Source organism: Specibacter sp. BI4 (assembly GCF_056680095.1).
Genome location: NZ_CM155265.1, coordinates 2,669,571 through 2,695,352, shown reverse-complemented (window position 1 = coordinate 2,695,352; position 25,782 = coordinate 2,669,571). Strand labels below are relative to the sequence as shown.

The window sequence follows — 25,782 nt, the reverse complement described above, 5'->3', positions numbered from 1 at the left end:
GCATGCCTATGTCAGTATCCGCTGCCGCCCTGTGCCGGCGCAGAAGTGGCTGCCGGAGCGGACGTGACCTTGGCACCGTCGGTGCCGATAACCCACCAAATGCCCCCGTAGCCCTGGCCCGAGGTGTCCCCCGGATTCTTGTCCGCGGCGTAGGTGTACAGCGGGAGTCCGTTCAGGGTGACCTGCTTGGCGCCGTCCGTGCCGGTGATGGTGCCCACGGTTCCGGTGACGCCGGAGATGGTGGGTGTGGCGGCGGTGGTGGTCACCGCGGGCCACAGGCTGATGCAGGGGCCGGTGCAGGTGCTGGCGGTCTCATTCGGCTTGTCCTTGTCGAAAAAGTAGACCGCCATCCCGGCGCCGTTCACCAGGATCTTGCCCATGGACGTGCCGGCCGTGTGCAGCGTGCCCGCGGAGGATTCGGATGACGACGAGCCGGATGAGCTGCCCGGTGTGTTGTAAATTCCGCCCGGCCCGGCTGCGCTGCCGCATGCCGTGAGTGCAGCCAGCGCCAGCGCGCTGAGGGCGATTCCAATTTTGGCTTTCATGACCGCTTCTCCCATTTGCCTTGGCGGAACCTTCGATGGCTCCATGCCCAACACACGAGATGGCGGGCAACCCGGTTCACGCATGGCAGGATCTTCTTTATGGACAACACCGTTTTGACCGGCCAATTGAGGTGTGAAGGCGCCGAGCAGCTTTCCGCCGTGGTGGAGCACCTGCCGCGCCACATTGAATTGACGCGTGCCGAGCCGGGCTGCCTTTCCTTCGAGGTGGCCCAGACCGATGACCCCTTCGTGTGGGATGTTTCCGAACGGTTCGAGGACGCCGCTTCCTTCGAGCTGCACCAGGCACGGGTAAAGGCCAGCGAGTGGGGTCGCGCAACGGCAGGCATCAAGCGGAACTACTCCGTCACCGGGTGATGTGCGGGATCATCCCGTTTGAGCATGCCCAATTTCGCGGGGCCCTGGTGGTGTAAACCAGTCAATACCGCATCGGAATTGAATCCGGGTTCGAGAGCGATTCCCTGATGCCCGTGGGACTGCCTGGCAAGGACCACCTGACGGGCAGAAACGGGGCCTCACCGGCACTGGAATTATTTGGTCCGCTTTGGTAGCTTTCAACGCATGGGCATCAAACTTGAGAACGTCGGCATAGCGGTTCGCGACCTCGAGGCAGCAGTGGCCTTTTTCACCGATCTCGGTCTTGCTGTCATCGGCCGTGACACTGTCAGCGGCGAGTGGACGGACACCGCCGTCGGACTTGATGGAAACCACGCGAACATCGCGATGCTCCAGACCCCGGACGGTCATGGCCGTCTCGAGCTCTTCGAATACATCCACCCCGAAGCGGTCGAGACACACCCAACCCGGCCCAACGACATCGGCATGCACCGTGTGGCCTTCTCCGTGGACGACATCGAGAAGGCCCTCGAGGCAGCCGCGAAGCACGGATGCTTTCCGCTGCGCGGCGTGGCAACTTACGCCGACATCTACAAACTCACCTACCTCCGCGGCCCCAGCGGAATCCTCGTGATGCTCGCCGAAGAACTGAAGAAGGACTAACGGCCCAACGGGACGCATGGCAGGCCGCCATTACGATTGAACCTTGGCACACGACTGAACAGGCGACCCATGAGTAGTCCAAGAGCGCATCCGGCCACGCAACGGCTCATTTTCCGGGACTTCAGGCATACTGACATCCCGGCAGTACATGCGTACGCCTCGGACCCCGAAGTCACCCGTTGGTCGACGTGGGGGCCCAATACCTTGGACCAGACGGCAGACTTCGTCAATGATGCCGCGCACGCCGGCCTCGGCAAAGACCAGCAATCGTATTCGCTTGCGGCCGTCCTGGATGGCACGACGATCGGGTCGGTGGCTGTCTGGGTCACTGATTCCGCGGACCGCAACGGCGAACTGGGATACACATTCCACCGCGCACATTGGGGAAACGGGTATGCCACGGAGGCTGTCGGACATCTACTGACGCTGGGATTCGACGTGCTCCAACTCGAGCGCATCACTGCCACCTGCCGACCCGGCAACGTCGGCTCCATCCGTGTCCTGGAAAAGAGCGGCTTCGCCCAGGAGGGACTGCTGCGTTCCCACCGGCTGGTGAACGGGGTGCGGCGCGATTCGAAGCTCTTTTCCATTTTGCGTGAAGACCGGCCCCGCCCGTGACGACAGCGCTTCCGGCTGGAATGGCTCGCATGACGAACTAACCCGTCACCCTCGAGGCCATCCTGGGAAGGGCGCAGGGCCCGGGCTCCGAAGGTGCCGGCACAATCATGCGCAGGCAAATGCAAGGAGAGGTGAAGCAATGGCCAAGATCGACACGAGCAGGGAGCTCTGGTCCGCAGCCCACATCGAGCGTGCCGCCCTCGCCGCCGACCTCGCCCGGCTTGACGATGCCGAGTGGAGTACGACCTCGCTGTGCGGGCGCTGGAGCGTGGAGGAAGTCGTTGCCCATCTCACGGCTGCAGCAAGCATCGGTCCGCTGCGGTGGTTCACCAGTGTTCTTGGCGCCAGGTTCGACTTCGATCTTCACAACGACAGGCGCCTGGCTGAACATCTTGGCTCCGCTCCTGCCGAAACGTTGGCCTCGTTTCGGGATATCACCACCAGCACCACGTCGACGTTTGGGCCAACCGCCGCCTGGTTGGGCGAGGTTGTTGTGCACAGTGAGGACATTCGCCGTCCACTGGGAATTGCCAGACCGGTCCCCGTGGGTGTCGTCACGGCCGTTGCGGACTTTTACGCCGGCAGGAACTTCACCGTCGACAGCAAAAACACCATCGCCGGACTGCGGCTGGAGGCAACTGATGGCACCTTTGCCGCTGGCGACGGTCGCCTCGTGCAGGGAACAACGCTGGCACTGACGATGGCGATGGCCGGCCGCGGCTCGTATTGCGCTGAACTTTCAGGTGACGGGGTCGCAACCCTGCGCAGTCGTTGCGCGGCGCCCGCATCTGGGGGGTCGACCTAACTTTCAGGGCCCGGACGCGAGCGACAACAGGACGGCAACCCGGTTCGGATCAACCCCGCCGACGCCCAAACACACGCCAGGCCCGGCTGACAGGAATAAACACAATCGCTGCCAATGCCAACGGGAACCACAGCGCCGCGCCCCCGCTCCAGCCGATGCCCGGTCCGTCCTCGCCTCCGAAGGCTCTTACTTCAACCAGGAACAGGTGCGATGCAAATTCTCCACCAGCCTGCATTGCCACGGCCAGCATGCCAAAGGTGTAGCTCAGGAAGATCATCCAGTAGAGCAGCAGCATGCCGATCGCGGCCGCAACCCCTGCTGCCCACGATGGACGGGACTGGACCATCCCTTCCCGATAACTTGCTGCCAATACATCCGGTTTGCCCAGCCCTGACAGAACATCCTTGAGGCTGAGACTCGCCACGTCGGCGTCGATGCTGTTGCGGAGGTCGGCAAGGATTCCCTTCCGCTGCCGTGCATCAACCTTCCCATCCAGGGAGAGGTCGACCTGGAGTAAATACCATTCCCGGCCCATGGCATGCCGCACCCCCCTCTTGGGCGGACGGCCTGAGAGCCTGGACTTCGCGGATGGACGTCCCGCCGCATCATTGATGCTGGAATTCTGGTCCCCAAACTTCACGCCGGACGCCTTTCTCATTATTGCTGCTCGTAGTCGTTGTTCACGGACAAGCCCCGCGCGGCCACTGCCGCAATGTTGTGCCACCGCTGGACAGCATCGGCGCACGCCACTTTGCCGGCGGGCGTCAGTCTGTAGTATTTCCGGGCCGGTCCCGATGCCGATTGCATCATGTAACTGGTCAGCCAGCCGTCTCGCTCGAAACGGTTGAGCGCCGGATACACGGCACCCGTTGCCAAGCCGGACAGGCCGAGCGAACGGAGCCGTTCAACCAGCTCATAGCCATACGAGTCCTGGTCACGCAGCAGCGTGAGAATAAGCATTGGCAGCACACCCCTGAGCAATTGCGGATCATGCGGCTGGGGAGCTTGATTCATGCCACTAGTCTCCCACGACTAATAGCTAGTGTCTACTAGTTGAGGACCACTAGTTGCCGGGTCGCCCGCGTCATGGCAACGTACCGGTCCACTGCTCCCCCGATCCCGGTGCCGAACCGTTCCGGCTGCACAAGGATGACCAGGTCAAACTCCAGGCCCTTCGCCAATTCCGGCGTCAGCCAACTGACCCTTGGCGACTCCACCCTGTGGGTGCCGGCGTCGTCCGCGCTTATGACGCACACAATCCCCTCGGTGTTCGCCTCCAGCCACCCCTCCAGCACGGCACCAAGTTCCGACACAGCTGCATGCGCCACCGGAATGCCGCTGCTCCGGATCGATGTGGGCACATTTGCACCCGGAAGCTGCGTCCTGATGATTTGTGAGGCCTCCGCCATGATCTCCGCCGGCGTGCGGTAGTTCACTTGCAGTGACGACACCGCCACCTTGCCCAAACCGACGCGTTCCAGGCGCTCCGGCCAGGACTCCGCGAAGCCGCGCCTGGCCTGCGCCCGGTCCCCCACAATCGTGAAGCTGCGCGACGGGCAGCGCTGCAATAGCATCTGCCACTGCGCATCGCTGAGTTCCTGGGCCTCGTCAACCACGATGTGACCGAACGGACCCGCCAGCGCGTCCACCGCACCAACCGGAGCCGCAGCCCCGTCGGCCAGCTTTTCCGCCATGTCCTCCCCGCGCAGCATCGACATGACCAGCAGCTCCGAATCGTCCGCCGCGATCAGGTCTTCGACCACCTGGTCCATGAGTTCGCGTTCGGCAATCACGACGGCGCGCTGCCGCCGTCTGCGCCGTGATTCCTCCGGGTCACCGAGGAGCTGCCGCGCAGCGTCGAGAAGCGGCAGGTCGGCGTCCGTCCAGGCGCTGGGGTCTCCGCGTTGCAGCAGCCTGACCTCGTCCGGCTTCAGCCACGGCGCACACAGTCGCAAATAGGCCGGCACCCTCCACAGATCTCCCACAAGGTCCGTATGCTTCAGCAGCGGCCATGCCATGGCGAACGCCTGCGCCAGCTCCGTATTCTGCGCGAATCCCCGGCGGAGCAGTGCTTCCGGGACATCGTCACCGTCGTACTTGTCCACCAGAATGGCCAGCAGCTCTTCCCACACGTCATCACGTGCCTCGTTGTGCGGGATGCCCGGTGCAGGCGTATCGAAGGCTGCGGTCCATTCCTCCGCGCTCAGCCAAATGTCGGCGTACGGCGTTGCCACCTCCAGCCCGCTGGTGGGCGGACGCTCGTAAAAGCGGACGGCCGCCTCAACTGCCTGCACCATGCCGACCGATGACTTCAACCGGGCGACAAGCGGATCCGGCTCGTCCAGGGCCAGGGCGCCCTCGGGGACCAGGTGCCGAAGCATGCACGTCTGGACACCCTCCTCGCCGAGGCTGGGCAGGACGTCGGCAACGTAGTTCAGGTAGGGCTGGTGCGGACCAACGAACAACACCCCGCCGGGATGGTGGCCCACCGCGGGTTCCGAGTAGATGAGATAGGCGGCACGGTGCAGGGCGACGACCGTCTTGCCGGTTCCGGGACCGCCGTCCACCACGAGGGTGCCGCGGGCAGGTGCCCTGATGATGGCATCCTGGTCGGCGGCGATGGTGCCCAGCACGTCCTGCATTTTCGTACTGCGTCTGCTGCCCAGGCTCGCGATGAACGCAGAGAGATCCTCCCATGCGGCGGTGGAATGGCCAGCGGACAGGGAGCCGGTTTCGCCATCCGATGGGGTGGCATCGGCGTCGAGCATAAAAGCTTCATCCCAGTAGTCGGTGATGCGTCCCTGCGTCCACCGGTAGCGGCGGCGGCCGGCCAGGCCCATGGGGTTGGCATGCGTGGCGCCGAAGAACGGCTCGGCCGCCGGTGCGCGCCAGTCCGTGAGCAGCCTGCGCCCGTCAGCGTCGGTAAGTCCGAGACGCCCAATGTACAGGGGCCCGGAACCGTCCGCCGCATCGGTTCCAGCGGTACCGGTTCCGGCGGGATCGGTTGCGGACGGATCAGTCTTGGCGGGATCCATCCTGCCAAGGCACAGGTCGAGCCCGAAACGTTCCAGCCCCTGCAGCCGGGCCTCGAGGCGGCGGATCTCCGCATCCCGTTCCACGGCTTCCTGGCCCAGGCGGACCGGCTCTTTTCGCGCGGTGTGCAGTTCGCAGGACAGCCGGGCAGTGGCTTCCGCCAGGGATTTGGCGATCGCGGCAAAGTGGCGTTCGTCGTTGGCGGTCAGGGCGGGTTCTGCCTTGGCGGCCCGGCTCTCGGGGAGGTTGAAAGGGCTGGTTGTCTGGGGCATGCGGCAGTTTCCTTCGGGTGTTGCTGGTGGGACAGCTACCCATTGTGCGCCCTGTAGGGGGCCTTGCGGCAAGGCCCCCCATGCCGTATATATTTAAAATGCGGGGGTAAGCAGCGAACGCCCGCCCTTCATTCAGCCCCAACTTTTCAGCACCAACTTTCAGCCAGGTGCGCTTCCCACGTCCGCTGGCCCACGGCGACACCCTGATCGCAATGAGTCCCTTCGAGTTCTACCGTGCTGTTTCCCGCGAGAGTAGACTCGGCAACGGACAGCATCCATTGGACCAAGGAGTGCGCCATGGGCATCATTTCCGTAGACTTGTTCATCACCCTCGACGGCGTTTACCAGGCACCCGGCGGACCTGAGGAGGATCCCGGTGACAGCTTCGAACTCGGCGGCTGGCAGGGCGCCTACTTCGATGCGGAATCCGGTGAGGCCATCAGCGCCGGCATCGAGAGGATGGATGCACTTCTGCTGGGCCGCAATACCTACGACATCTTTGCCGGCTACTGGCCCGTCTTGCGCGACAGCAACCCCATCGCCGCAAAACTCAATGCCGTGCCCAAGTTCGTGGTTTCCCGGACATTGACCAACCCGGAGTGGGAGGCCACCACCGCGCTGTCGAACTTAGCGCAGGTGGCCGCGCTGAAGGACCAGTTCAACGACATTCACGTGATCGGCAGCGGCGATCTTGTGCGCTCGATGCATGCAGCGGACCTCGCAGAAAGATTGAACTTCTTCCTCTATCCCCTGACCCTCGGATCCGGGAAACGGCTGTTCACGGACGGCAGCGGCGTCCCTGCAGCCTTCACCCTGGTGCAGCCGCCAACGGCGTTTCCCAAGGGCGCCGTCTCCCTCGTCTATGAGCGTGCCGGTGCTCCTGTCACCGGCTTGGTTATGGGCGAGACGGCATGACGGAGGCAAGTGCATCGGGTGCGCCCGAACCGTTCAGGGCAGATGGTTCGGGGCGGCTGTTCCACGGCACGAAGGCGGAGCTGGCGGTGGGTGAGCTGTTGGAGCCGGGCCGCCGCTCCAACTTTGGCGCCGGCAGAACGGCAAACCACATCTACGTGACGGAAACCCTGGACGCAGCAACCTGGGGTGCCGAACTTGCACTTGGCGAAGGCCGCGGCCGGATCTACATTGTGGAAGCCTTGGGCACCCTCGAGGATGATCCCAATGTCACCGACAAGAAGTTTCCAGGCAATCCGACCCGCTCCTACCGCACCCGGGAACCCGTGAAGGTCATCGGCGAACTCACCGGCTGGACGGGCCACTCGGCCTCCACGCTGCAGGCCATGCGGGACTCGCTGGCCGATCTGAATCGCCGGGGCGCTGCGGTCATCGACGACTGAAGCCACCCGCTGGGCCGACGCACCAAAACCGTCAGCGCCGGCCCGGCATCGTGCACCTACTTTTTCGGCGTCTGCTCGTAGGGATACCAGACCACGTCGTCGCCCACCTCGTTGATGCAGGCGGCGCCATGCGGCGGACACACCCCCGGCGGATCCCCTCAGGGAAAGGGCGACCGTGACCGTGCCCAGCGCCACGCGGACCTCGCGTACAAAGGCAACCGGCCTCGACTGCCGCGTCGAGCAGGCCGATGCCCAAGGTGACCCCGATCTGCGCCTGCTCATCCGCCGTCTCAATCAACTGCCAGTTCTGCCCGGTCCAAACCGCCATGCCGCTCCCAGCTCGCTTCCATGAACTTCCTGGCCCGTGCGTGGAACCTGGCCTTTGGAGTTTACTGCCCCGGCGTGCGTGGATTACCCGGGTCTGCCGGAGCTGGTGAAAGGTCGACGGCGGTGCTCGGGTTCCCTTTTGGCGGACGTCCGTGGGGCCTCAGTTCGCTGACGAGCACGCTCAGGACGATGAGGACCGCACCCGCCAGCGCCAGGGGCGGCAGCCGGTCCCCGGCAATGCGGCCGATCACACCTGCCCACACCGGCTCGCCCGTGTAGATAATGGTGGCACGGGTGGGATCCACCGACTTCTGTGCCCAGTTCATGGTCAGCTGGATGATGCAGCTCGCCAGGCCCAGCCCGATCCCGGCAGCAAGCCACACCCAGGAGAAGGCGGGGACGGTTTCCCCCGTGGCGGGCATGGCCGCAAACGCCAGGACGCTGCAGACCAGCAGCTGCACCACTGTCACCCGGCCGAGGTTCACCTTGGCGGCGAAGAGGCTGATCAGCACGATCTCCGCGGCGATGGCAACAGTGCTCACGAGCGTGACCACCTCGCCCGTGCCCAGGCCGAGCTGGAAGGCTCCCGGTCCGGCCAGCAGCACGAGCCCCGCGAAGGCCAGTGCGGCCCCGGCAAAGGCCATGATGTGGGGCCGCTTGCGGAACACGGCCCATTGCAGGAACGGCACCATGGGAACAAACAACGCGGTCAGGAACGCCGAGGTGCTGCTGCTGATGGTTTGCAGACCAACAGTTTGGAGTCCGTAGCCGAAGAAGATCATGACGCCGATGGCGGCGCCGGCCCCAAGATCGGCACGCGTCATGCCGCGGAGAACACCGCGAAAAATAAGTGCAGCGGCGAGCCCGGCGACGGCGAAGCGGATGCCGACGAAGAACATGGGGCCGGTATATCGCATGGCCAGGTGGATGACGAGATAGGTGGCGCCCCACAACACCGTGATGGCGAGAAGGGCCAGTTCCTGCCTGCTGAGCGAAAGTGGGCGCGGTCGACGCGCAGTGTGCACCATTCACAACATCCTAGGTGACGTTGGGACGGGCCAAGGCAGCCCGGCGCAACGGTCACCCGCGGCACCAGGGCGAGTGCCCGGCGTCGTGCCTAAACGCTGAAGTCCACATCCTCCGTGGCGAGGACGGCAGCGGTGCGCCCCGGGGCGTCCGAGTACTTCCAGTACAGGTTGGTGTGGGCGATGACCTGCTCCGGCCCCGGTGCGCCCCATTGGCTGTTGTCGGAGGTGGTGTGGGCATCGCTGACGAGGGTGACGTCGTAGCCGCGGGTGAAGGCGCCATGGATGGTGGAGCGGATGCAGGCGTCGGTTTGGGCTCCGGCGACAACCAAGGTGCCCACCTTGCCGTCGGCCAGGATTTCCTCCAACTCGGTCCCTTCGAAGGAGTCCCCGAATGACTTGTGCACCAGCGGTTCGTTCTCGAGGCGGACCAGTTCGGGAATGTACTTCCATGCCTCGGATCCCTGGGGCAGGCCTTCGTCGTTGTGCTGGACCCAGACAATCTGGGTTCCGGTGCTGCGGGCCGCCTCCAAAAGTGTCTGGATGTTCGCCACCACCGGTGCCCGCTGGTAGGCCTCGGCCATGACGTCGTTCTGGACGTCGATGACCACCAGGGCAGTCTTGGTGCGGTCAGAAAGCGTCGTCATGGTGATCCTCATTTCACGGGTGAATCGTTGCCGTAAACGAGACTACGCCGTCAAGCCCCAACGCGGAATACCCGTCCATAAGGATGGATCATGGACGGGCGGCCGCGCTTGTGGGCTACTTTTTGCCGGGCTTTGCCTCGGGAATCGGCAGCGGCGGTGTGATGGATTGCCGGTCTGCCGTGAGGTCAATGCCAAAGTCTTTCGCGAAGACCACCCGCGTGTCCTTGTAGATGTCAGGGTGGTTCTCGTCCAGTTCAAAGACCCGGGCGCCGCGGAGGCGGTTCCGCTCCGCCCCGTCCAGTCCGTAGGCGCCGAAACCGGAGCCGGGAGCGTAGCCGAGTTGAACCCCGTAATAATTGCCCACATAGGAGTTGACGTGGTCGTGGCCCACGAAATAGCCCATCACGTCCCCGCGCTCCAGGAATGCGCTGAACAATCCTGAGTTGATGGGTCCGGGGCATTCGTCCTCGTTGCGCTCGCCGACGATGTTGTGCTTGGCGACTGCGCGGGCGTGGTCCGCATCGGTCCGGGAGTCGAGGCTGGCGAACCACATGTTGCGGTGTTCGTGGAGGGCGATGTGGCCCCACATGAGTGAGGGGACTTTCCTGCCGTATTTGCTTTCCGTGGCCTGGGACTGCTGGCGGTACCAGTTGACCTGGTCCATGCGCACCCAGTCCCAGTCCGGGTATCCTTCAAAGTTCTGGCCGGCGATGTCCTCCGGCGCGTAACGGCCGGTGTCGATGAGCCAGATGCCGAACGCCGGGTCCTTGGATTTTGAGGACTTGATCAGCAGTTGCGAATTGGAGGTGCCGGTCAGCCCCTCGATGCTGTCGGAATTGATGTTGAACTCGTAACTTTGCAGGAACGCCAACATTTTTGCCTCGGTCATGCCGCTGCGTGCCGCGGAGTCTTCGTCGTGGTTGCCAAAGGTCACGGCCCACGGGATCTGGCGGTTTTCCATGGGCAGCACTACGTGGTTCAGGGCCTGCTGGACTTCCAGTTCGGTGTCGCAGCCGCCGTTGATGACGTCCCCGTTGATGACCACAAAGTCAGGCTTTTCCGAGTCGAGGGTCTTTTCCATGAGTTCAACCGTGCGGCGGTCGGTTTGCTCATCGTCCTGGGTGTCGTTGAACTGGACGATCTTGAACGCTCCGTCGGGACGGAATGCCAAGGTGGGCTTGGGTGCCTTCGCACCGGGTGCCGCGTTGCCGGCCGCCCCGCTGGCGAGTGTGAGCCCCAAGGCGCCCAGCGTTCCTGCCGTTGCCAGGGCTGCCCGCCTGCTCAGTTTTGCCTGGCTGAAGTTTTCCGTCATGACTGCCTCTCGTTGCCGTCACGGCCAACGTTCGGGCCGCATTCCCCAAGGAGTGTAGGGCGCCGAACGGACCAGTGCGGCAACGCGGGATGGCCGGGACCCAAACAGTGGGTGAATGCGCCATGCCGGACACGTTTGCGGCCTGGTGTCGCACACTAATCAAGGACGACGTCGTTCAGGGCCGGCGCCGTGTTTCCGGGCTGTCGCCAATCCGGGCCGGCGTCATTCCTGACCGTCACGGCCCTCCATGCCGGTCGGCGAGAGAGGTTGCAGGGCGTCGTGGAGGAATGCCAGCGCGTCCGCGTTGCTGAGGCCCAGTGCACGGATTTGGCCGGCGTATTCCGCCGCCGCCTTGTGCGCCTGCCTCTGCACCGGGTCGTCGTGGCTTGAGACGAATGTGCCATGGCGGCCCCGGGATTCGACGGCGCCGTTGAGCTCGAGTTCCCGATAGGCACGCGCCACTGTATTCGGTGCCAGCGCCAAATCTGCTGCGAGCTTGCGAACGGTGGGCAGCCTTGTGCCTGGCAGAAGGGTGCCGTTCTGGATAAGCTCCAGAACCTGGACGCGTATTTGTTCGAACGGCGGCACCGGCGAACGGGGATCGACAAGCAACATGGTCAGGGCCTTCGAGCTGGGCCGGCACCGTCCAGCGTGAACGCCGGCCACAAACGATGGCGGAAATAGCTGTATGACTTCCCGTAACTAAACAGCATCGGGATCGTGAAATATCCCCAAGAGACAAACACCTGCCACATGCCCGGCTCCCACCCAGACGGCTGGGTGGCGAACAAACCGTCCGCAAGGGCCAGTCCGACAGCGGATGCGGACAACCACGCCATGATCGTCGCGAGCAGACCCAGCTTTCGAAAGGTGTCAGCCCGCATGGCATCGTCCCAAGCCAGCTCGAGCGTGTCGGAGACGGGTTGGGAATGAAGCAGGATCCGGGGAACCACAGCCCGGCAGCCGGCAAGAACCACCACGGCGACCACTAAAAACGCCAGTGCGTTGCTGCCCAGGAAGTTCCGAAAATCCATCACACCTGTTACGCCGAGGACCGAGCCCGCCGCCGCCAGAATTATTCCGAGCAACAGAAGGACTGGCGCCGCCCTCCGTCTCCACGGGCTCATGTAGTCGCCGGCAGAAACAGTTGCCACCCGGGCCATTCGAGGGCCATCCGGACGCTGCGCAAACAAGGAGTCCCGAAGCGAAAGGGCAACGTCGAAGACTGTCATGCCAATTACGATTGCGGGCAGTGCCACCAACCAGGTGTGGCCAAAGGAGTAAGCCGGGTTCGGCATGAAGAGCAGAACGACCACTGAGACGAGGAATCCTGTCAGCGCGCCAATTGATGCGGCAGTGGCGCTGCGGCGGAGCCTGCGCCGGACGGCCTGGTTGATCTGCTCTGTGCCCATGGGCAGTCCGACCCGCTGCCAAAAGGTCAGCACTTGATTCTGTTGGAAGCGCTTCGTCTGACCCACTATCAAGCCTGTGGCCAGAACGACCCCAAGCACCCCAGTGACGATCCAAGTAAAGGTTGTTGGCATTGTCATGGGGATCCTTTGATTGATGATTGTCTCAATGTATCATTACAATCATTCGGCAACCGGACGTTCCCCGAAACAATGCTGTCGTGACCCTGCGCGGACCCTGTTGCGACCGGCCCATCGGATCTACGCGTCCGGGTGTGCCCCGCCGTGCAGGTGGGCAAGTCCGCCGTCGTGGTTGAAAATGCTCAGGATCTCCACGGGCCCGTCGTGGGCACAGATGGCGTGCGGGACCATGGTGGAAAATTCTGCGACTTCGCCGGGGTGGACGAGGATGGTCCGCTCCCCCAGCTCCAGGCTCACGATGCCGGCCAGGACCGTGAACCAGTCGCGGCCGGGATGGACGCCCGGCTGTTGCGGGCGCTCGGGGGTGATGCGCATTTTGGCGACTGTTTTGCCGTGCAGCCCGTCGTCCGTGGACAGGACCCAGGTGGTCAGGCCCTGGGAGTGCCCGGGCTGGGGGCGGATGACGACGTCCTCGTCGCTGGCGGATTCCACCAGCGCATCCAGCGTGGTGCCGAACGCCCGGGCGATGGGGATCAACTGGTCCAGGGCTATGCGCCGGTGGCCGGTTTCAATGCGGCTGAGTGTTGAAGGGCTGAGTGAGCAGCGGCCGGCGAGGTTGTCCAGGGACCAGTCGCGGGCCAGGCGGAGGCTGCGGATGCGCTGGCGGATTACGGCATCAACATCGGCTTCTTGCGTCATGAGCAATAGTCTATGCCCTGGACGCACGGAGCCGCTACCGTGGAAGCATGACTGAACACGCACAACACCACGGACACTCTCACGGCGGACATTCAAACGGCACCGTCGGGCACGGTCGCGCCCAACACAGCCACGGCGAGAGCCACGCACACCCGAGCGGCGCGGAACTGGCACAGACACTTGACCTTGACGCCCGCATCCTCGGTTCCTACCTCGATGAGGCCACGGCGTGGGCTGGGGAACTTGCCGTCCAGGAACCGGGCTTCATCATTGACGTCGGTGCCGGGTCCGGCGTTGGCACCCTCGCCCTGGCCCGCCGCTTCCCCAACGCCCACATCACGGCCCTCGACAAATCCGCCACCATGCTGGCCGCGACCCTGGAGGCCGCCGCCGGGCTGGGACTTGACGGCCGCGTGGCTGGATTGCAGGCGGACCTCGACGAGCCCTGGCCTGCGAGCGCAACGGCAGATCTCATGTGGGCTTCCTCCTCGCTCCACGAACTCACCGATCCCGAACGCACCATGGCCCAGATGTTCGCGGCACTGAATCCCGGCGGCCTGCTCATCGTGGTCGAGATGGACAGCCTGCCCAGCTTCCTGCCGGACACGCTGCCCGAGGGGTCCGCCGTCGAGCCCGGACTGGAAGCCCGCCTGCACGCAACGCTGGCCGGCAACGGCTGGAACCAGTATCCCGAGTGGACGGCAGGGCTGGAACGTGCCGGATTCGCCGTCGAACGCCGCCACTTCCCCACCCAGGGAAGGACGACGCCGGAACTCGCCGCCCGCTATGGACGCGCCTTCCTCGGGCGGATGGGGTCGGCGCTCGCAGGCACCGCCGCACCTGCCGACCTCTCCTCGCTGGAGCTGCTGCTGGGCGATGGTCCGGAGTCGCTCGAACACCGCGGCGACCTCGTGGTGCGCGGACACCGCACAGGGTGGGCTGCGCGCAAGCCGCAAGCCTAGTCTTGATACGGGGCCGCCGTTATGCTGCTTTCATGACAACCATTGTGTGGGCACCCGGGGACCTGATAGTCGCTTCGATCGAAGGCATCGATATTCGGCTGGCCGGTGTTTCGCTGGTCCCGGACGTTCCCGAGCATCTCGGTGCCACCGTCGGCGAGCTCGGCGTCAGGATCAGGCTTGAGGCGACCCGGAATCTTGAGACTCAGCGCAGGGACATCGCATACCTGCGAGATTTCGAGGCATGGGTCGCCGAGCAAAGGCTGCACGGCAAGGGCAAAGCGGGCTCGGCCCCGCCCATGCCGGGAGACGTGGTACTCAGCGCCGTGAAGGCCAACATCACCGACAATCACGACACCGCCTACAGCTGTGTTGCAGGACAGTGGGCGGGAACGGGCACGGAGTGGGACGGTTCCTGGACGTTCCTGCCGGAACCGCCCGCAGCTGTCAAACACCTCTCCATCGAGTTCACCCTCCACGGCGGGCTGACGGGCAAGAGCTGCCGGGTGCAGCTGGACTGACACTGGCCTGCCGGGTGGGCCCACAGTCCGTGCGGCTATCACGACGCAATCTGGCTTTCGACCGTTTCCGGCGCAGCCGCCGTGGTTGTTGCTTCGGCAGCTGCCCCTTGGGTGCCTCTCGCACGAACGGCCAGCATTCCCGTCGCGCCCAGGACAGCCACGGTCGTGATGAAGGCGATCAGGCTGGCGCCGCCCCACCCCACTCCGCTGAGAACCCCTGCCGCGGCGAATGATCCACCAGCTGACAGTGCAGCGGCGGTGCCTTCCGTAAATCCTTGCAGCCTCGCGCCTCGTCCCTGCGGGTAGAACCGCAGCAACAGCGCAGATCCCGCGACGAACAGAACGTTCCAGCCCACCCCCACCAGGGCCAGTGTCAGGACCAGCGCCCAGCCTGAGTCACTGAAGACACCCATGGCACACCCACCTGCCATGACCAGCCCGCCCAGCATGTTGGTTCGTGCCATGCCATACCGCCTGAGGAACTGTGCACTGACGGCTGAGGGCGCGAACATACCCACGAGGTGCCACTGGACCATGGAGGCGCCCATTTCGGCGGAATGGCCGGCATGGTCGTTGGCCAGCGGGCCGGCAGCCATGATCAGTGTCATCACGAGCCCCGAGCCGGCCAACACCAGAACCGCCTGCAGGAACTGCGGGTGACCGGTGCGCTCCCGGATCGCGGGTTCCTTCAGCCCGCCCCCTGCGGCCGTGGCAGCCGGCATCGTCGAGGCCAAGATGCAGGCAACGATCCCCAGTGCGGCAGCGATGACTCCGCCGTACATGACCAGCGCCAGTGCTCGCTCACGTTTGGCGGGCGGGTTTTGGGGCGGAACACCACGGGCCTCTACGACGTGGCAACCTGCTCAGCAGGAGGGCTTCCCGTTCCGGCCGCCGGCGGGTTCACTGTTACCCCGGACAGGGGCCTCGAGCTGCTGGGCGAGGTCCACACGGTCATCATCCCGGGCTACACGACCAGCCGTGACCCGCTGCCGACTGAGGTCATTTCGGCATTGGCAGCGGCACATCAACGCGGGGCGCGCATGGTCTCCATCTGCACCGGTGCCTTTGCCCTGGCCCAAGCGGGAATCCTGGACGGGCTCACAGCAACAACCCATTGGGAGTCCACAGGAGACCTGGCCCGGCTGCATCCCCGCGTTGCGGTGGATGAGAATGTGCTGTTTGTGGACAACGGCCAGGTGTTGACGTCGGCAGGCGTTGCGGCCGGCATTGACCTCTGCCTGCATCTTGTCCGGACGGACTGGGGCGCCGCCGCGGTAAACCGCACCGCAAAATCCACTGTCGCCGCGCCCCGGCGCGAGGGCACCCAATCGCAGTTCATCGAACACCGGGCGCCACACGGCAGCGCAAGCCGGCCGGCCGACGTCGCGCTTGCCATGGAGTGGGCCAGCAAGCACCTGCACCATCCCATCACGGCCGCGGACATTGCCGCAGCCACAGCCCTGAGCGAGCGCACGCTGGCCCGCCGCTTTGACGCACATGCTGGTGTCACGCCGATGAATTGGCTGGGGATGCAGCGTGTGGAGCGGGCCAAGGAACTGTTGGAGACGACGACGACGCCCATCGAGCGCATCTCGGCCTCCGTTGGCTTGGGCAGCGGCACCAATTTTCACCAGGTCTTCAAGAAATCAACGTCCCTGACCCCCAGCCAATACAGGCACGCCTTCTCCTCACCCGAGGTCCGCAGCACCCGAACCTCCCCCGGTAGGCTGACCCCATGACACCGACACCCGGCGCGCTGAACCCCGTCGCTTTGCTTGCAGGGCCCCGCGGCAGGCGGTTGTGCCTGGAAGTTGCTGACATGGCCGCCATGGCGGCATCAACGGACCCGAACGGGAACGACTTCCACTCCGCCAAGTTCTACGCCTCCTACAATCTCGACCCCGGCCGCGGGCAGTCCGTTGTCATGGTCGGCTCCGGATCGGATGCCGACCTGCCCACCCCGTCTCCCGGGGACGTGGCGGACCTGCTCGACGCCGTGCCGCTGCCAGCATTCACGGAGACCGAGATCCTGACAGCCCTCACCGCCACCGTGAACTCGGCCCGCTACTGGCAGGAGCCGGACGGCGACGACGTCCTGGCCGCGACACCCGACATGCTCCGCGCCCTGCACCGTTTCGCACAGCTGCTGGCAGACTCTCCGCACACCCGCTGGTGGTCGTTACCCGCGGACCCCGGCGTGCAGTGGACAGTCAACTTTGTTGACGATCCGCCCCGTCCCCCTCCTGAGCCCAAGGCCGCCGCTGAGACGCTTGAGCAGTGGCGACTGGACGTGATTGCCGAGGAACTGCGCTCAGCCACGGACCGCCCGAGTGACCCGACAGCCAACTTCAGCGGCACGTGGTGGTCGCGGCCGCCGTCGGGCCTGGACAGCAGCACGCGCCTCATGGCTGGTCATGGTCCGGTGGGCCTCTGGCTGGTGGAGGACGGCTTCGGCGAAGCGGAAGCCGTCCTAGAGCAACTGCACGCGCCGGCCGGTGCGCGGATCCTGGAGATCGATTCCCCCGAGGCGTGGGCGCAGTTGTGCCGCGAGCACTCGCTGGAAGTCAATGCTTCCAAACGCCACGACTGGTACCGCACCACGGGGAGAATCGGGTCGTGGGTCATGCCTGACTGGTCCCGCCTTCAGGAGAAGTACGACGGCGTGCACCTCACCCTGGGCGGCTACCTGGCAACCGCAGGTGTTGCCATCCCCGTGGACGACGACCACGCCAGCGTGCTGGCAGGCTGGGACCCGGATGCGAGCTACTGGCTTCGCGACCCCAGAAGTGATCCCGCCTCGCGCCAGACCTGGCTGCAAGACCAGGAGGGGCCGGCCTGGATGGTGCAGGGGTCCAGGCAGCGGAGCCTGACCACGCCGGCCCGCAGCGATTGGTCCCTCACCCACAGCGGCTACCGGGTGTCGTCCGAGACGGCTGCCGTGGGCACGGGCGACGAACTGTGGCAGCGTGTTTGCGCCGACGTGCTGCGCTGGAAGGTGAAGACCCGCAGCGGCTTTGCCGTGGATGCGCCCCGGCCGGTGGCGGAGGGCGAACGCGTGAACATCACCGCCTCCTTCTTTGGGATGAAGGTTGTTGAGCCGGTGGAGGTGGTCAGGGTGGTGGACACCCCCGACCGGGTTGGCTTCTCCTACCGGACCCTGCCGGGGCACCCCGTCAGCGGTGAGGAGGCGTTCATCGTCCACCGCCTCGGCGACGAGGTGCACCTGACCATCCGCTCACTCACCAAGGCGGCACCGCAGCAGCCGTGGCGGGCCCTGTTCCCGCTGCTCATGGTTGTCCAGCGGATCGTGCGCAGGCGCTACCTGCGAGCGCTGCGCTAAGCAGCCCCGGGTTCACGCCATCACGACGCCGACACAGCCGACTTGTTCGAATGTATATTCGAATCTTTCGCGTGGACTGTTCGGGCCGCAGGAACGGGGACAACCAGCCGATTTGGGCACCACCATCGCAAAAGGGACGCCGTTTGCGAAAAAAGCGGCGGCAGTCAACCGTCCCTTTGCGCAATCGCCGTCCGATGTTGAGCGATCCCACTATTTCGTGCTGTTTCGGTGCGGCTGTGGCATGAACCCGTAAAGTTGCCGGAAATTGCTGCTGCCCGCCGTGCCCGTGGTTAGCCTTCACATTGCGCGTGCCCTAGTCTGGGGAGCGGAAGTTGCTGACGTGCCGCGCACAACATTTTTGTGCAAAAGACGAATCCTGCGGGACGACAGTCGCACGTCACAGCAGCGCTGCGGATGGGACGGCCCGTTCGTTCACTTGTCACGGGGACGGCCCCGACGAAAAGGGGCCACCCATGGTTTCCTCAACTGTCCGATCAATTTTCACCCCCACCGCCATCGTGCGCCTCGCCATCGGCTGGGGCGCCGTCATCGGATTGCTGTTTGCCGGTCCGCTGCTTGAGCCGCCCGTTCCTGCACCACTGTTGCTTGCTGCGCTCGCAGTCATCGTTGGCGTTATTCTTGTCTGCGCGTTCGGTGTGGTCCACGAGGCTGAACATCTTGCCAAACGGCTCGGGGACCCCTACGGATCGCTGGTCCTCACGCTCTCGATCGTGCTGATAGAGGTAGTGCTCATTTCCGCCGTCATGCTCGGCCCTGGCAACCACGCGACGATCGCCCGTGACTCGGTGATGGCCGTGTCGATGATCATCCTCAACGCCGTGGTCGGACTCAGCCTGCTCATCGGCGGCCTCAAATACGGAACTCTGTCCCACAACCGCACCGGCACCTCCTCTTATCTGGCCCTGCTTGTCGTGCTGATTTCCCTGGCCTTCGCGCTGCCGGCCCTCATTGGCGAGGCCGGGTCCTACACCCCGGGGCAGGAAATCCCCATCGTCGTGCTCACCCTGGCCCTCTACGGTTTCTTCCTCTTCCAACAGATGGGCAAGCAAGCCGACAGCTTCCGGGAAGTGGACCCGCGCCTCACGGCCACCCCGGCCCCCCGCGACCAGGCCAGCTCGGGACACGGGCACCCCGGCGGCTCCGGCGTTCGCATCGCCGAGGTCATCGCCGAGCACCGCACCGAGCTGCTGCTGCGCATCGCACTGCTGGTCGTCACGGTCCTGCCCATCGTGATGCTCTCCCACGACATGGCCACTCTCCTGGACGACGGTCTGGATCGCATCGGTGCACCCATGGCGCTGTCCGGCATCCTCATCGCCATGATCGTCTTCCTGCCGGAATCGATCACGTCGATGCGGGCAGCGTTGAAGGGCGAGATTCAGCGTGTCAGCAACCTTTGCCACGGCGCCCTGGTGTCGACGGTGGGCCTGACAATTCCAGCCGTTCTCATCATGGGCTCGCTCACCGGCCAGACCGTGGTGCTCGGTGAATCCCCGGCGCACCTCCTGCTCCTGGGTGTCTCCATGCTGCTGTCGGTGACGACATTTGCGGCCAAGAAAGTGACAGCGATGCATGGAGCGGCCCATCTCGTGGTGTTCGCCGTCTACGCCATCGTCATATTTTCTTAAGGCACACCCACCCAGGCCCGAACGGGGAAATCCGGCAATGGCGTTACCGGGCTACAACCGGGGTGCCGGCATGGAGACCGCCTCCCACGGTTGCCTCCCCTAAACCTGTGGCCAGCCAGACCGCCGGCCGGAATCGTGGCAGTTTCCCTGCCCCGGACTCACTCACGCCCGGACGAATCACCTCATGCCGCTGGCGCTGTTCGATTCCCTACTCGCTGCCTTGGGAGAAGCCGAGGACCATGAAGCTGGTTTCGTCGTCACGGTAGATCGCGGAGTAGGCGAGCTGGTTCGGGAAATCGTGCAGCGGATGCCGGCATTCGGTCCGTGAACGAGAAGTTGCTTAACCGCTAGTTAAGTGATTGACTTAACCGCATGGAAAATCATTTGGAGGATCGGCGCGACCCGGCATCCGTGCGTGAGGCGCTCGAGGCGATCAGTACTGACCGCGGCCGGATCGGCGAACGCATAACGGCCGAAACGTGGTGGGCTGCCCCTGCGCAGGGCTTGGGTGCTGCGCTTATCATCGTGGCCCCCGCGGCCGGGCTGCTGTGGGCGTGGTTGCCCTTTGTCTTCAGCGTGGGGATCTTCGTCGGCGTTGAGGTGTTCTTTCGTAGGCGCAGTGGCCTCGGCATTACCCGACCGGCTGGTCCTCGCGGGTTCTGGTTGCTGGTTGCGCTCTTCTTGATCATCTTCTTCTCGCTGGTGATCAGCATGATGCTAGCGCTGTTCGGTCTGACCGGGTGGGTTGTTGCCATCGCTGTGGCCGCGGGTGTCGCCACCGCTCTCATCGTCGTGGCATATGACCGCGCGTATGCTGCCGAAGTGCGCCGTGCGGGCTGACCCCCGTTTTGACGAGGCGATCCACGCGCCAACGCGGCTGCGTCTGTGTGCGATGCTGCGCCCCCTCGCCGACGCGGACTTCGCGGCCATTGCCGCCACGCTGGAGCTCAGTGAGGCAAACCTGTCAAAGACCGTGAGAAACCTCGTCGAAATTGGCTATCTCGTCACAAGCAAGCAGGCCTCCCCGCAGCGGACGGACGCGCGCCAGACGACCACAGTCAAACTCACCGCGCAGGGTCGCCGGGCCTTCGATGGGCACCTCGCGGCGCTGCGGGCAATGGCGGGCGACTAGGGCGCGGCTCTCATTTATGCCTTGATTGACCCCCGATTCTGGGTGTGTGGTTTCTACTCCGGGTTCTCATTCTCGTCGTTTGGGTAACCTTCACCGGGACACTCTGTCCGTGAAGTTCTCTCCAGCTGAACCCACTCTCCGCACTGAACTCCTGTAAATCGCTGCGCTGGTGAGCCGTGAAGCCGGCCGCGTCCTCGGGCGGATACAGCCCCTTGCGTACGTCAATGGTGTGAATGGATCTTCACGGGACGCTTGATACGCTGCGTTTCATGATTAGACTTGCCGACCCCGCCGCCACCTTTCATAAGTCATGGGTGGACGCCAAGGGAGAATGGCCCGACGGTCACCAGGACGGCTCGGGCATCCGCCCTGGTGACCGGTTCGAAACAGCTGAGGACTTCGAAGCCTGGATACAACGCCTGACCATGAAAGATGATCCCTCAATGCTGTTCAGCGGGGTGCAAGTAAACACGAGCAGGTTTTGGATAGTTGAGCACGACACATACCTCGGAGCGATCGAGCTCCGGCATGTTCTAACGCCTGTCATGTTCGAGGCTGTCGGCCACATCGGCTACAACATCCGGCCAACAGCCCGCGGACGTGGCCTCGCGAGCTGGGCCCTCAAAGCCATCCTCCCGCACGCCCGCAGCATTGGCCTGGCACGGGTACTGCTTACCTGTGATGAACAGAACCTGCCATCAGCACGAACAATAGAGAAAAACGGTGGCGTCCTTGACGACGTACGCAGCACGGAAATAGGTGTCAAGCGCAGGTACTGGATCGACCTGTCAGACTACCCCCGCAAACAAGCAAGCGAGGAATCAAGCCGCGGCGGAAGCAACTGTGCGTAGCCAGCTGATCACCTGTCGGTCCAGGCACCAAGGCAACGGCAGCGGCTTTGTCGACGATGAATTCCATCGATACCAATCCCCTGCCTGGTAGATATCTTGAACGATCATCACGTGCCAATGCTTCCATCCGCCCCGGACCTGAACATGAGCGAGGTGTCCATCCAAGGAACGGCGAATTTAGGCGGTCGTCAAACGGTACGTACCCTGTCCTGACCTGTGGATTTAGAAGTTTCGAGATTCACAGGTAAGTCGCTCGTCCTGGAAGACCCGTCCGGTGACTTGTTCGGTGAGGGGGCGACGGATTCTATTGGTCGACGCAACAGTTGAATGAAATTGGGGAGTGTTTTCCCGGTATTTTGAGACTATCCCAAAGTGGTTAAAGTTGCGTCGCGTTCTGCTCTGAATCGTGCTACTGGGACTGTGCATCAACGCGGGTCAGAGCATTTCGCTGGTGACAGACAGCTCGAGATCCTGCATGTGGCCCGCCGACCACGCTTGGTGCATTGCCTTGGACGTGGACCACGCCGGGCAGGCATTGGCGGAAGCCACAACGCCATTGCGGCGCTCCAGAAGGACCGCCGTCTTGACGTCGTGCCGGCGAATCCAGGAGAGCAGCAGCCCTTCTACCGGGGCTGACGATCCTGCCGAAAGAGGCGGACGCGTGGCCGGCCACCCTCGCCCCGCTGATGGCCTCCCTGCCGGGCGCCGACATCAACGAGGTGGGGTCGTGGGGGTTGCGGTCCAACAACTGGGAAGAGCTGGCGCCAGTTCCTGACTGTCCCGCAGCGGTTCCTGAAATACATTTAGTGCCGGCACGTCCCGCCGGTGCAACGATGGGCACGCTGCTGATTGGACGGGCAGACCGGCTCAGCCGTCGTAGGCGGCCTGGAGCTCGGAGATCACCAGTTTTTTCATGCCCATCATGGCCTGCATGGCCCGGGCTGATCCGTCAGGGTCGGGGCCGTTGAGCACCCCCGTCATCATGGCCGGAACCAGCTGCCAGGACACCCCGAACTTGTCCTTGAGCCAGCCGCACTGGCTCTCCTCGCCGCCGTCGGCCGTCAGGGCATTCCACTTTTCGTCCAGTTCCGCCTGCGTGTCGAAGGACAGCTCAAAGGATATTGCCTCACTGAACGTGAACTCGGGACCCCCGTTGAGGCCCCGGAAACTGCGGCCGTCCAGTTCGAAGGAGATTGTCAGGACAGTGCCCGGCACACCCGGTCCTTCCCCGCCCCAGCGCATCACCTCGCCGATGCGTGAGTTGGGGAACAACCCCACATAGAAATTTGCGGCCTCTTCGGCCCGCCCATCAAACCACAGGCACGTCCCAATGCCAGCCATGTCCACCACTCCCCTGCGTTCCACGCCAATCAGTTGGCCTGTGAAAGAGCCTAGATCGGCCGCCGGCCCGCGACAATGCCTACCCGCCCGTAGCTTTGGCCGCGCTTGCACCCCGGAACACTGACCGCCAGGAAAATGGTCCCCAGGATGGGCGGCCAGGAAATGGGACGGCACTGGATGCGGCTAAACTCCCAAGTGTGAACGAAACGAAAACCACATCCGGGCCCAAGACCCTCCTTTATGCAGCCGCCGCAGACATTGTGCTGGTTGTGCTCTTTGCCCTCTCGGGACGCAGCTCGCACCAGGAAAGCCTCACGGCAGGGGGCGTGTTCCAGACAGCATGGCCGTTTCTGGCCGCCCTGGCCATCGGCTGGCTCGTATGCCGCACGTGGCAGCAGCCCCTGCGCCTCTGGCCCCAGGGCGTCTGTCTGTGGCTGATCACCGTGGCCGGCGGCATGGCACTGCGCATAGCTTCCGGAAACACTGCGGAGCTTCCCTTTGTCATCGTCGCCACGATCGTTCTTGCGGTCTTCCTGCTCGGCCACAGGTTCATCGCAGCCCTGGTGGCGCGTCGCACCCGGCGGCCCTGACAGCTGACATCAATGTCAGCTGCAGTCAGTGACTGCCTGCGACATCCCCCGACGGTGGCCCAGACGTTCATTGGGTTACGATCGACATGAGCAATATTTCCCATTAGCCACGCCACACGACAAGGAACCCACCTGTGATCACCGCGTTTGTCCTGATCAAAACTGATGCCACACGGATCCCCGAATCCGCCCAGGAAATCTCCGAACTCGCGGGAATCAGCGACGTCTATTCCGTGACGGGAGAATGGGACTTGATCGCCATCGCCCGTGTGCAGAAGCATGAAGACCTGGCCGATGTCATCGCCGACAAGCTCTCCAAGGTCAAATCCGTGGTCTCCACCACCACACAAATCTCCTTCCGCGCCTACTCCCAGCGCGACCTGGATGCCGCTTACTCGCTCGGCTTCGACAGCTAACTCCCGGCCGCACCCAGGGACGCCCGTGCCATGGGCCGCCCAGGGCTGACCCTGCTGGGCCTTGCCAAGCCCGATCCGGCTGAACTCAAAGCTGCTAGGCCCGACCGTGGGCTGCCCGCGATCGGCGTGACAGCGAATCGATGATGACGACGAGCAGCAGCACTGCCCCGGTGATCATGTAGCGGATTGACGAATCCACGTTCAGCAGGTCATCCGGTTGGAAGTCGACTGGATCACTGATGACCATCAGCGTCACCAATCCTGTCGACAGTCCGGCCAAACGGCGTCGTCTGGCGCGCAACCAATCGGATGCGGCCATGCCCACCGCGGCAACAACGGCCAGCAGAATGGCGTGCCACGGTGTCATGAACCAGCCCTGCGCAAATTGTCCATTCCACGCCGACAAACGCGGGCCGCCCGGCCAAGGCAATCACAATGGTCGGCATGCCAAAACGGATGAACAGTGCCCCGCAGTCGAGCCCGACGAACAGACCCGTGGCCAAGGCCACGACGATGGCCGGCCCGATCGGCCACCCGCAGGCGGAACGACTCAAGGGCGCCCCTGAAGCCCTCGTTGCAGGCGAGCCGCTCATTCCGCCCTGGATCGCGGCCCGCCGTGATCGCGCGGCGACACGCCCCCAAATCAGCGAATAACGGAAACTTGCGCTATTGCGCTTCGGTGCTCAACGCAACCCAGGACTTCAACACATTGGCGGCGGCGCCGCCGTCGATCGCGGCCTCGGCCCGGGCGAGGGCAAACTTCATGCGCTCAAGCAGGGTTCCGGAACTGGACCTGTCATAGGCCACGAGCCCGGCGGCGGCATTGAGGATCACGGCGTCACGGATCGGCGAGCGTTCCCCGTCCAGGATGCGTCGGACCACGTCGGCATTATAGTCAGCGTTCTTCCCGCGCAGGTCCTCTATGGTGGCTCGGGGAATGCCCAGATCCAGCGGGTCGAAGTGGCTCTCGGTGATCTTATTGTCCCTGACCTCCCAGATGGTGGAGGTGCCCGTCGTCGTCAGTTCATCGAGGCCGTCGCTGCCCCTGAACACCAGGGCGCGAATGTTCCTGGCAGCCAGAACGCCAGCCATCAGCGGGGCCATGCGGGCGTCGGCAACACCGATGGCCGAGGCCACCACCCGGGCCGGGTTTATCAGCGGGCCAAGGAAGTTGAAGGCCGTGGGTACACCGATTTCCTTGCGTGCGATGGCCGCGTAGCGCATCGAGGGATGAAAGAAATTGGCGAAGCAAAACGTGATCCCCACGTCGGTGGCGGCCTGGGCCACTTTTTCCAGGGACAGGTCCAGGCGCACGCCAAGACTCTCCAGCACGTCGGCGGAACCGGCCGCGGACGAGGAAGCCCTGTTGCCGTGCTTGACGACCGTGGCGCCTGCCCCTGCGCACACGAGGGCCGCCATGGTGGAGATGTTGACAGTGTTGAGCCGGTCCCCTCCGGTGCCCACGATGTCAAGGGCGTCACCGTCGACATGCAGGGGACGGGCGTTGGCGAGCATGGCCTCCACCAGCCCGGTCACCTCGGCAACGGTCTCACCCTTGGCGCGCAGCGCAACAAGGAACCCGGCGATCTGCACGTCGGTGGCGTTTCCAGTCATGATCGTGTTCATGGCCCACTGGGTGGCATCCTGGCTGAGGTCTTCCCCGGCAATCAAGGCGGCGATCAGGTTTGGCCACGTGCGTGAGGCGGCGGACGCGTTTTCAAGAGGTTTCACTCTCAAGATGTTAGACGAAACATGGCGCCCTCATGCGATTGTGACCA

At 64.1% G+C, this 25,782-nt stretch carries 31 protein-coding genes; 17 read left to right on the top strand and 14 right to left on the bottom strand.

The window, feature by feature from the left end:
• Positions 1-11 precede the first annotated feature (11 nt).
• Positions 12-545 carry a COG4315 family predicted lipoprotein gene (locus tag AC1L6K_RS12395; RefSeq protein WP_480949175.1) on the bottom strand — a complete coding sequence of 178 codons (534 nt, stop codon included), beginning with the start codon at positions 543-545 and terminating at the stop codon, positions 12-14.
• 99 nt (positions 546-644) lie between these two features.
• On the opposite strand from AC1L6K_RS12395, the gene AC1L6K_RS12390 reads away from it, so the two are divergent.
• From AC1L6K_RS12390 to AC1L6K_RS12375, 4 genes are all read left to right on the top strand, one after another.
• Positions 645-920 (top strand): putative quinol monooxygenase, encoded by a 276-nt coding sequence (locus tag AC1L6K_RS12390; protein ID WP_480949174.1) that lies wholly within the window; start codon positions 645-647, stop codon positions 918-920.
• 204 nt (positions 921-1,124) lie between these two features.
• Positions 1,125-1,562 (top strand): VOC family protein, encoded by a 438-nt coding sequence (locus AC1L6K_RS12385; protein ID WP_480949173.1) that lies wholly within the window; start codon positions 1,125-1,127, stop codon positions 1,560-1,562.
• Between the two features lie 69 nt (positions 1,563-1,631).
• Positions 1,632-2,180 carry a GNAT family N-acetyltransferase gene (locus tag AC1L6K_RS12380; protein WP_480949172.1) on the top strand — a complete coding sequence of 183 codons (549 nt, stop codon included), beginning with the start codon at positions 1,632-1,634 and terminating at the stop codon, positions 2,178-2,180.
• Positions 2,181-2,319: 139 nt separating this feature from the next.
• Positions 2,320-2,985: a maleylpyruvate isomerase family mycothiol-dependent enzyme gene (locus AC1L6K_RS12375; RefSeq protein ID WP_480949171.1), complete on the top strand. Its 666-nt coding sequence runs from the start codon at positions 2,320-2,322 to the stop codon at positions 2,983-2,985.
• 49 nt (positions 2,986-3,034) lie between these two features.
• Here the strand turns inward: AC1L6K_RS12375 and AC1L6K_RS12370 are convergent, their stop codons facing one another.
• Genes AC1L6K_RS12370 through helR form a run of 3 tightly spaced genes read right to left on the bottom strand, consistent with a single transcriptional unit; the run spans position 3,035 to position 6,290 of the window.
• Positions 3,035-3,625, bottom strand: coding sequence for a hypothetical protein (locus AC1L6K_RS12370; protein WP_480949170.1), 591 nt, complete (start codon positions 3,623-3,625; stop codon positions 3,035-3,037).
• Between the two features lie 17 nt (positions 3,626-3,642).
• The gene (locus AC1L6K_RS12365; RefSeq protein WP_480949169.1) at positions 3,643-3,999 is read right to left on the bottom strand and encodes a PadR family transcriptional regulator; all 357 of its coding nucleotides are present in this window, start codon (positions 3,997-3,999) and stop codon (positions 3,643-3,645) included.
• Positions 4,000-4,034: 35 nt separating this feature from the next.
• Positions 4,035-6,290: an RNA polymerase recycling motor ATPase HelR gene (gene helR, locus AC1L6K_RS12360; RefSeq protein ID WP_480949168.1), complete on the bottom strand. Its 2,256-nt coding sequence runs from the start codon at positions 6,288-6,290 to the stop codon at positions 4,035-4,037.
• A gap of 297 nt (positions 6,291-6,587) precedes the next feature.
• Here helR and AC1L6K_RS12355 point away from each other — a divergent pair, with 297 nt between their 5' ends.
• Positions 6,588-7,205 (top strand): dihydrofolate reductase family protein, encoded by a 618-nt coding sequence (locus tag AC1L6K_RS12355; RefSeq protein ID WP_480949167.1) that lies wholly within the window; start codon positions 6,588-6,590, stop codon positions 7,203-7,205.
• Entirely contained in the window at positions 7,202-7,645 is a 444-nt protein-coding gene (gene arr, locus AC1L6K_RS12350; RefSeq protein ID WP_480949166.1) for an NAD(+)--rifampin ADP-ribosyltransferase, read from the top strand. The genes AC1L6K_RS12355 and arr overlap by 4 nt, the downstream gene beginning before the upstream one ends.
• 389 nt (positions 7,646-8,034) lie before the next feature.
• Here the strand turns inward: arr and AC1L6K_RS12345 are convergent, their stop codons facing one another.
• The 6 genes from AC1L6K_RS12345 to AC1L6K_RS12320 form a co-directional block, all read right to left on the bottom strand.
• Positions 8,035-9,000 (bottom strand): DMT family transporter, encoded by a 966-nt coding sequence (locus AC1L6K_RS12345; RefSeq protein ID WP_480949165.1) that lies wholly within the window; start codon positions 8,998-9,000, stop codon positions 8,035-8,037.
• A gap of 89 nt (positions 9,001-9,089) precedes the next feature.
• Entirely contained in the window at positions 9,090-9,644 is a 555-nt protein-coding gene (locus AC1L6K_RS12340) for a cysteine hydrolase family protein (RefSeq protein WP_480949164.1), read from the bottom strand.
• Between the two features lie 115 nt (positions 9,645-9,759).
• On the bottom strand, positions 9,760-10,956 hold the full coding sequence (locus AC1L6K_RS12335; RefSeq protein WP_480949163.1) for a metallophosphoesterase family protein: 1,197 nt from the start codon (positions 10,954-10,956) through the stop codon (positions 9,760-9,762).
• Positions 10,957-11,178: 222 nt separating this feature from the next.
• A complete protein-coding gene (locus AC1L6K_RS12330) occupies positions 11,179-11,571 on the bottom strand; it encodes a GntR family transcriptional regulator (protein WP_480949162.1) in 393 nt (130 codons plus the stop codon).
• 2 nt (positions 11,572-11,573) lie between these two features.
• Entirely contained in the window at positions 11,574-12,506 is a 933-nt protein-coding gene (locus AC1L6K_RS12325) for a hypothetical protein (protein ID WP_480949161.1), read from the bottom strand.
• A 120-nt stretch (positions 12,507-12,626) separates the two neighbouring features.
• A complete protein-coding gene (locus AC1L6K_RS12320) occupies positions 12,627-13,205 on the bottom strand; it encodes a helix-turn-helix domain-containing protein (RefSeq protein WP_480949160.1) in 579 nt (192 codons plus the stop codon).
• Between the two features lie 47 nt (positions 13,206-13,252).
• Between AC1L6K_RS12320 and AC1L6K_RS12315 the strand changes: the two genes are divergently transcribed.
• Positions 13,253-14,167 carry a class I SAM-dependent methyltransferase gene (locus AC1L6K_RS12315; protein ID WP_480949159.1) on the top strand — a complete coding sequence of 305 codons (915 nt, stop codon included), beginning with the start codon at positions 13,253-13,255 and terminating at the stop codon, positions 14,165-14,167.
• 32 nt (positions 14,168-14,199) lie between these two features.
• On the top strand, positions 14,200-14,685 hold the full coding sequence (locus AC1L6K_RS12310; protein ID WP_480949158.1) for a hypothetical protein: 486 nt from the start codon (positions 14,200-14,202) through the stop codon (positions 14,683-14,685).
• Positions 14,686-14,723: 38 nt separating this feature from the next.
• Here AC1L6K_RS12310 and AC1L6K_RS12305 read toward each other — a convergent pair whose 3' ends face one another.
• Positions 14,724-15,467 carry a hypothetical protein gene (locus AC1L6K_RS12305; RefSeq protein WP_480949157.1) on the bottom strand — a complete coding sequence of 248 codons (744 nt, stop codon included), beginning with the start codon at positions 15,465-15,467 and terminating at the stop codon, positions 14,724-14,726.
• A gap of 39 nt (positions 15,468-15,506) precedes the next feature.
• On the opposite strand from AC1L6K_RS12305, the gene AC1L6K_RS12300 reads away from it, so the two are divergent.
• From AC1L6K_RS12300 to AC1L6K_RS12275, 6 genes are all read left to right on the top strand, one after another.
• Positions 15,507-16,424, top strand: coding sequence for a GlxA family transcriptional regulator (locus AC1L6K_RS12300; protein ID WP_480949156.1), 918 nt, complete (start codon positions 15,507-15,509; stop codon positions 16,422-16,424).
• A complete protein-coding gene (locus AC1L6K_RS12295) occupies positions 16,421-18,025 on the top strand; it encodes a DUF1990 family protein (protein ID WP_480949155.1) in 1,605 nt (534 codons plus the stop codon). The genes AC1L6K_RS12300 and AC1L6K_RS12295 overlap by 4 nt, the downstream gene beginning before the upstream one ends.
• A gap of 473 nt (positions 18,026-18,498) precedes the next feature.
• Complete coding sequence (locus AC1L6K_RS12290; protein WP_480949154.1) at positions 18,499-19,674, top strand: calcium:cation antiporter; 1,176 nt, start codon at positions 18,499-18,501, stop codon at positions 19,672-19,674.
• 372 nt (positions 19,675-20,046) lie between these two features.
• Positions 20,047-20,514 carry a hypothetical protein gene (locus AC1L6K_RS12285; protein ID WP_480949153.1) on the top strand — a complete coding sequence of 156 codons (468 nt, stop codon included), beginning with the start codon at positions 20,047-20,049 and terminating at the stop codon, positions 20,512-20,514.
• The gene (locus tag AC1L6K_RS12280; RefSeq protein ID WP_480949152.1) at positions 20,474-20,806 is read left to right on the top strand and encodes a transcriptional regulator; all 333 of its coding nucleotides are present in this window, start codon (positions 20,474-20,476) and stop codon (positions 20,804-20,806) included. The genes AC1L6K_RS12285 and AC1L6K_RS12280 overlap by 41 nt, the downstream gene beginning before the upstream one ends.
• 269 nt (positions 20,807-21,075) lie before the next feature.
• The gene (locus AC1L6K_RS12275; RefSeq protein ID WP_480949151.1) at positions 21,076-21,657 is read left to right on the top strand and encodes a GNAT family N-acetyltransferase; all 582 of its coding nucleotides are present in this window, start codon (positions 21,076-21,078) and stop codon (positions 21,655-21,657) included.
• 867 nt (positions 21,658-22,524) lie between these two features.
• Here the strand turns inward: AC1L6K_RS12275 and AC1L6K_RS12270 are convergent.
• A complete protein-coding gene (locus AC1L6K_RS12270; RefSeq protein ID WP_480949150.1) occupies positions 22,525-23,022 on the bottom strand; it encodes a VOC family protein in 498 nt (165 codons plus the stop codon).
• Between the two features lie 173 nt (positions 23,023-23,195).
• Here AC1L6K_RS12270 and AC1L6K_RS12265 point away from each other — a divergent pair, with 173 nt between their 5' ends.
• Together AC1L6K_RS12265 and AC1L6K_RS12260 are read left to right on the top strand one after the other, a co-directional pair.
• On the top strand, positions 23,196-23,588 hold the full coding sequence (locus tag AC1L6K_RS12265; RefSeq protein WP_480949149.1) for a DUF3054 domain-containing protein: 393 nt from the start codon (positions 23,196-23,198) through the stop codon (positions 23,586-23,588).
• Between the two features lie 134 nt (positions 23,589-23,722).
• The gene (locus AC1L6K_RS12260) at positions 23,723-24,004 is read left to right on the top strand and encodes an Lrp/AsnC family transcriptional regulator (protein WP_480949148.1); all 282 of its coding nucleotides are present in this window, start codon (positions 23,723-23,725) and stop codon (positions 24,002-24,004) included.
• Between the two features lie 94 nt (positions 24,005-24,098).
• Here the strand turns inward: AC1L6K_RS12260 and AC1L6K_RS12255 are convergent, their stop codons facing one another.
• Positions 24,099-24,371, bottom strand: coding sequence for a hypothetical protein (locus AC1L6K_RS12255; RefSeq protein ID WP_480949147.1), 273 nt, complete (start codon positions 24,369-24,371; stop codon positions 24,099-24,101).
• Between the two features lie 77 nt (positions 24,372-24,448).
• On the opposite strand from AC1L6K_RS12255, the gene AC1L6K_RS12250 reads away from it, so the two are divergent.
• Positions 24,449-24,658, top strand: a complete 210-nt coding sequence (locus AC1L6K_RS12250; protein WP_480949146.1) for a hypothetical protein — start codon at positions 24,449-24,451, stop codon at positions 24,656-24,658.
• Between the two features lie 12 nt (positions 24,659-24,670).
• On the opposite strand, the gene trpD is transcribed toward AC1L6K_RS12250, so the two are convergent.
• Positions 24,671-25,735 carry an anthranilate phosphoribosyltransferase gene (gene trpD, locus AC1L6K_RS12245; protein ID WP_480949145.1) on the bottom strand — a complete coding sequence of 355 codons (1,065 nt, stop codon included), beginning with the start codon at positions 25,733-25,735 and terminating at the stop codon, positions 24,671-24,673.
• Positions 25,736-25,782 lie beyond the last annotated feature (47 nt).